The sequence below is a fragment of the Hyphomonas oceanitis SCH89 genome (genome assembly GCF_000685295.1).
Lineage (GTDB): Bacteria > Pseudomonadota > Alphaproteobacteria > Caulobacterales > Hyphomonadaceae > Hyphomonas > Hyphomonas oceanitis.
Window position 1 is genome coordinate 1 of record NZ_ARYL01000075.1, and the last position, 4,792, is coordinate 4,792.

At 60.4% G+C, this 4,792-nt stretch carries 4 protein-coding genes and 3 pseudogenes; all 7 read right to left on the bottom strand.

All coding sequences use genetic code 11. The annotated features are described in order from the left end of the window. Nucleotides 1–71: 71 nt before the first annotated feature. Nucleotides 72–743: pseudogene (locus tag HOC_RS19885) on the bottom strand (IS256 family transposase); the annotation flags it as partial. Between the two features lie 118 nt (nucleotides 744–861). Further along, nucleotides 862–1,674 (bottom strand): IS21-like element helper ATPase IstB, encoded by an 813-nt coding sequence (gene istB / locus HOC_RS19890; protein ID WP_035542053.1) that lies wholly within the window; start codon nucleotides 1,672–1,674, stop codon nucleotides 862–864. Further along, entirely contained in the window at nucleotides 1,671–3,194 is a 1,524-nt protein-coding gene (istA, locus tag HOC_RS19895) for an IS21 family transposase (RefSeq protein ID WP_035542056.1), read from the bottom strand. Before istA ends, istB begins: the two co-directional genes overlap by 4 nt. Before the next feature lie 182 nt (nucleotides 3,195–3,376). Next, a pseudogene (locus tag HOC_RS19900) lies at nucleotides 3,377–3,919 on the bottom strand (IS256 family transposase); the annotation flags it as partial. Between the two features lie 24 nt (nucleotides 3,920–3,943). Further along, on the bottom strand, nucleotides 3,944–4,456 hold the full coding sequence (locus tag HOC_RS19905) for an IS66 family transposase (RefSeq protein ID WP_084146503.1): 513 nt from the start codon (nucleotides 4,454–4,456) through the stop codon (nucleotides 3,944–3,946). Continuing rightward, nucleotides 4,432–4,689 (bottom strand): annotated as a pseudogene (gene tnpB, locus HOC_RS19910) (IS66 family insertion sequence element accessory protein TnpB); the annotation flags it as partial. The gene HOC_RS19905 and the pseudogene tnpB, both read right to left, overlap by 25 nt. Before the next feature lie 17 nt (nucleotides 4,690–4,706). Next, nucleotides 4,707–4,775: an SEC-C metal-binding domain-containing protein gene (locus tag HOC_RS23035; RefSeq protein ID WP_422120060.1), complete on the bottom strand. Its 69-nt coding sequence runs from the start codon at nucleotides 4,773–4,775 to the stop codon at nucleotides 4,707–4,709. Nucleotides 4,776–4,792: the final 17 nt, after the last annotated feature.

Sequence of the window (4,792 nt, forward strand, 5' to 3'; positions counted from 1 at the left end):
GCCATGCGGGGGCGCACATAGCGGTTCACCAGGGACTGTCCTAAATTTTGTGCTCGTGGCCTTTTTCATTATCAGACCACGAACCTGTCACCGAAGATGACAGCGAACTGGGTCTTTGCCTCGAACCATTCACGCGGGGGCCGTTTCCATTCCTGGGCAGCGTGATTGAGAACCAAGTATAGCAGCTTCATGGTGGCCTCGTCACTCGGGAAGTGACCGCGCGTGCGAACGGCCCGCCGGAGCTTTGAGTTCAGGGCCTCGATCGCATTGGTCGTATAAATGATCCGGCGGATCGGCTCACTGAAGGCAAAGAACGGGATCACCTGTTCCCAATGGCGTCGCCAGCTTTGCGCAATAGCAGGGTATTTCTGCCCCCAGGGCCCTTCTTCGAAGGCTTCCAGGGCGACCAGACCCGCCTCTGCATTTGCGGCGCGATAAACACTCCGCAGGGACTGGGCGATGGCCTTGCGGTCTTTCCAGGATGCAAAGCCCATCGAGTTCCTGATCAGGTGAACGATGCAGGTTTGCACGACAGTTTGCGGAAAGACTGCATTGATGGCTTCGGGAAAGCCCTTCAGCCCGTCGACAACAGCAATCAGGATATCGCCAACACCTCGATTTTTCAGCTCATTCATGACCCTGAGCCAGAACTTTGCCCCCTCGGTCTGCTCGATCCAGATGCCGAGGATTTCCTTGGTTCCGTCGGGCAGGATACCGAGCGCGATGTAAACCGCTGTAGCGCGACATTCTGGATGAGAAGCGAGCGTCAATCAGGATGAGAATCTGGAGCCGCGATTTTTGAATGATTGCGTCAAAGATTGACGCTTGCAAGAGGTTTGTCAGTTTGATTGTCGCGGCGCGTCAATCAGGCATGATATTGTTGGTGGTTGCGAACGCGGCGGGCCTTCCTGGTCCCTTTCGTCGCTCAACGGCCTGTCGGCGCCGATAGCTTTCGACATTCATCTCGAATATTGTTGCGTGGTGAACGAGGCGATCGACGGAGGCGAGTGTCATGGCGGGATCGGGGAAGACCTTGTTCCATTCCCCGAACGGTTGGTTGGCTGTGATCAACATGGACCGGCGCTCGTAGCGTGTGCTGATGAGCTCGAAGAGGAAGCTGGTCTCGGCCTGATCCTTGGTGACGTATGCGAAATCATCGAGGATGAGCAGATCGAACTTGTCGAGTTTTGCCAGGGCGTTCTCGAGAACGAGATCTCTACGGGCCTGTTGCAGCTTCTGGACGAGATCGGTGGTTCGAGTGAACAGAACCCGGTATCCGCTCTCGATGAGCGCGAGTCCGATCGCCGAAGCGAGGTGGCTTTTGCCGGTTCCGGGCGGTCCGAACAGAAGCAGGTTTGCGCCTTTGCCCAGCCAGATGTCGCCCGCGACAATGGCCATGACCTGAGCCTTCGAGACCATCGGCACGGTGTCGAACTCGAATGTGTCGAGCGTTTTTCCAGGCAGGAGGCGGCCCTCTGCGAGATGCCGCTCGATGCGGCGGCGATCACGTTCGGCCAGTTCGTGCTCAGCCAGTGCGGCGAGGAAGCGGGCGGCGGGCCAGCCTTCCTTGTCAGCCTGGTCTGCGAACTTTGGCCAGCTGACCTTGGTTGCAGGCAAGCGCAGCTCGTTGAGGAGCAGGCTGAGCCGGGTCGGGTCTGTCGCGGAGTTCTTCATGCTCCTTCTCCCGTCGCCAGCGCAGGTGTGGAGCCGATGAGCGCTTCATAGGCCTGAAGCGGCTCGAGGCGGACGACGACATTGGGCAGGCTGGCGGCATCAGGCGCAAAGCGGGTTCGCAGACGGCCCATGTCAGGCAGGTCGCCAGTACCCAGACAGATCGACAACTCTTCAGCCAGTTCGCGCTCGCAGCCGCGTTCGTGGGCGAGACCAAGCAGCTCGACCATGATCTGGCACGCCTGGCGCTCGGTCAAACGATCGACGAGGAGGTCGAAGGTCTGCCTGTAGGCTTCACGTGGGAACAGCTGGTCGCGGTAGACAAGCCGCATCAAGGCCATCGGTTTGCGCTTCAGGGCATGGATGACGTGTCGGTAGTTGACGACCTGATCATGCTTGCCGGAAGGCGAAGCGCGCCCGCGCGGCAATGTCATGAGATGTGTGCTGCCGATGAAGACGTCGAGGCGGTCGTCATAGAGGCGCACGCGCAGGCGATGACCGATGAGACGCGAGGGCACGGTGTAGAAAACTTTGCGCAGGGTGAATCCGCCTGAGGATGTGACCCGCACACCGAGTTCCTCAAAGTCGGCGCTACGCTGCTCGGGCAGTTGCCTGAGCTCACTTCGCTCTGCGTCGATGCGTCTGGCATTGCGCGCGTTGCGGCGGCTGACGATCTCGTCGACGAAACCGCGATATGCAGTGAGGGTGTCGAAATCGCGCGCCCCCCGTAGCAAGAGGGCATCCTCGATCGCGCGTTTGAGGTGGCCGTGCGGGCCCTCGATGGCGCCGTTCTCGCGGGCGATGCCGGCATTGTTGCGCGAGGCGACCATGCCATAATGGGTGATCATCTCGTCATAGCGGCGGGTCAGGTCCTCGCGCGCCTCCTTGCCCAGATTACGGAAGGCCGCCGACAGGCTGTCCGTGCGGTGCTCACGCGGCACCCCGCCCAGCGACCAGAGTGCGTTCTGCAGGCCTTCTGCCAGGGCGACGAAACTCTCCCCACCGAGTACGACATGGGCGTGTTCAAAGCCGGAATAGGCCAGCCGGAAATGGTAGAGCCGATGGTCCAGAACCTGGTGGGTAATCGTGATGCCGAGTGCGGCCATGTCGGTGAAATCCGAAAGCCCCAGCCGGCCGGGTTCCTGCACCTGGCGGAAGATGACGTCCTGCTCCTCGCCATGAATGGCGCGCCAGGCCCGAATGCGACGCTCAAGCGTGCGCCGTACGCTCTCACCCAGATCAGGATGACGCCGGATCAACTCCTCGAAAACAGCCACGGGCCGGAGGCCCGGCGCTGCCTGCAACATCGGCACGACTTCGGCATCGAAAATGCCGGCCAGGGGATCAGGGCGCCGGCGGCCGCGCGCCTCGGTCTTCTGTGAAGGCGGTCTTGGATCCTTCTCGATCCGATAGGCGGTTGCCGGGCTGATCGACGCCTTCGCGGCGGCAACGGCTATCGGGTAAGTCTTCCTGTACGTCATATAGAGCCTCATCTGATGGTCGGTTATGTGGCGGCCGGGCAAGATGCGATCCCTCCGAATGGAAAATCGCCAGCTTACTCCACCGACCGCGAGCACCAGAAAGTCCTGAAAAACTTACGCTTCGGGGCAGGAACTCCAGTCGGGCTACGCCCTCCCTACGTTCCCGCCCCGAAGCGTTCTCATCCCGTTTGTCGCGCAACTCTCATCCTGATTGTCGCGCTGCAAACCGCCTTGTTGCGCACAAAGCCTTCATCCCGGATCTTGACCCGGATCGCATCGAAAAAGACCAGGGGATAGCAGGCATCGAGCGGGCGGTTCTGCCATTCGGCGACAGCCTCCAGAACCGCATCGGTAATCGTCGAGATCAGGTCGGCAGAGATGTCGATCCCGTATAGCTCCTCCAGATGGCCCCGGATCTCGCGCACGCTCATGCCGCGCGCGTACATCGAGATGATCTTCTCGTCGAAATCAGGAAACCGGCGCTGATACCGGGCGATCAGCTTCGGATCGAAGGTGCCCGACCGGTCGCGTGGAATGTCCAGAGTCACCTTCGAAGTGCCCGTCAAAACCGTCTTCTTCGATACGCCGTTGCGCCGGTTGGACCGTCCCTCAGAGCGTTCCTCGCCAAGATGCTCGTCCAGCTCCGCGTTCAGAATGCGTTCCGAGAGCGCCTTCTTCAGATCATCCAGGAGACCATCCTTTGCAAAAATCTCCTCAGGATCACGTCCTGAAAGCAGCTGGTCCAGGAGTTCTTTCTCGATTGCCATGTGATGCGTCCTTTCTTTCCATCACTATGACCCCGGCACAAAATTTCTGACACTCCCGTTCACCATGAACCGGCCGGGGATATACTCGAGCTCCTCGGTGACATCCTCGCCAACGCGCTTCAGCTTGCCACCGCAATCATTGCAGGCATCGCCCGTCTCAAGCACCTGGTCGATCCTTGGCAGGTGATCCGGCAGCGGCTTGCGGGCCGGCTTGTCCTTCGAGGCAGGCTCTGGCGCGCCAGCGGGAACCTCTGTGCTGCGGGTGATCTCCAGGTCTTCCAGCATCAGCTGGAGCTGCTGGAGGCCTTCGGCCGATGACCCGAACCGATGACGGGCCATCCCTGACAACTGGAGCTTCAGCTTCTCGATCAGCAGGTCGCGGCCACGCAACTCGATATGCGCGTCGCGCAGCATCGCCTTCAGCGCTTCGACATCATCGGGAAGATCAGCCACATCCGACATAGGCAGGAATCTACCCTGCTTCGCCTCGCCAGTGAATCCCGAAAATCGCTTTACCCTGTCGTCAGAGGCCGCCATGTCTGCTTCGTGATCCGCCAGTCGATCCCTTCAAGCAGCATCGACAGCTGCGCCTGGCTGAGGTGTACCTTGCCATCCTTCGCCGCCGGCCACACAAACCGGCCGCGCTCAAGGCGCTTGGCAAACAGGCATGCGCCCTGGCCGTCCCACCAGATGATCTTCACAAGATCACCTCCGCGTCCCCGGAACACGAACAGGTGGCCGCAGAAGGGATCCTCCTCCAGGACCTTCTGTAAGCGGTACGTAGACCTCACAGCTTTTCGGCTTGTAGGCAGCACTTTTTGTATTTTTTTCCCGACCCACAGGTGGCCTGCCCCACAGGGGTGATCCACCAGA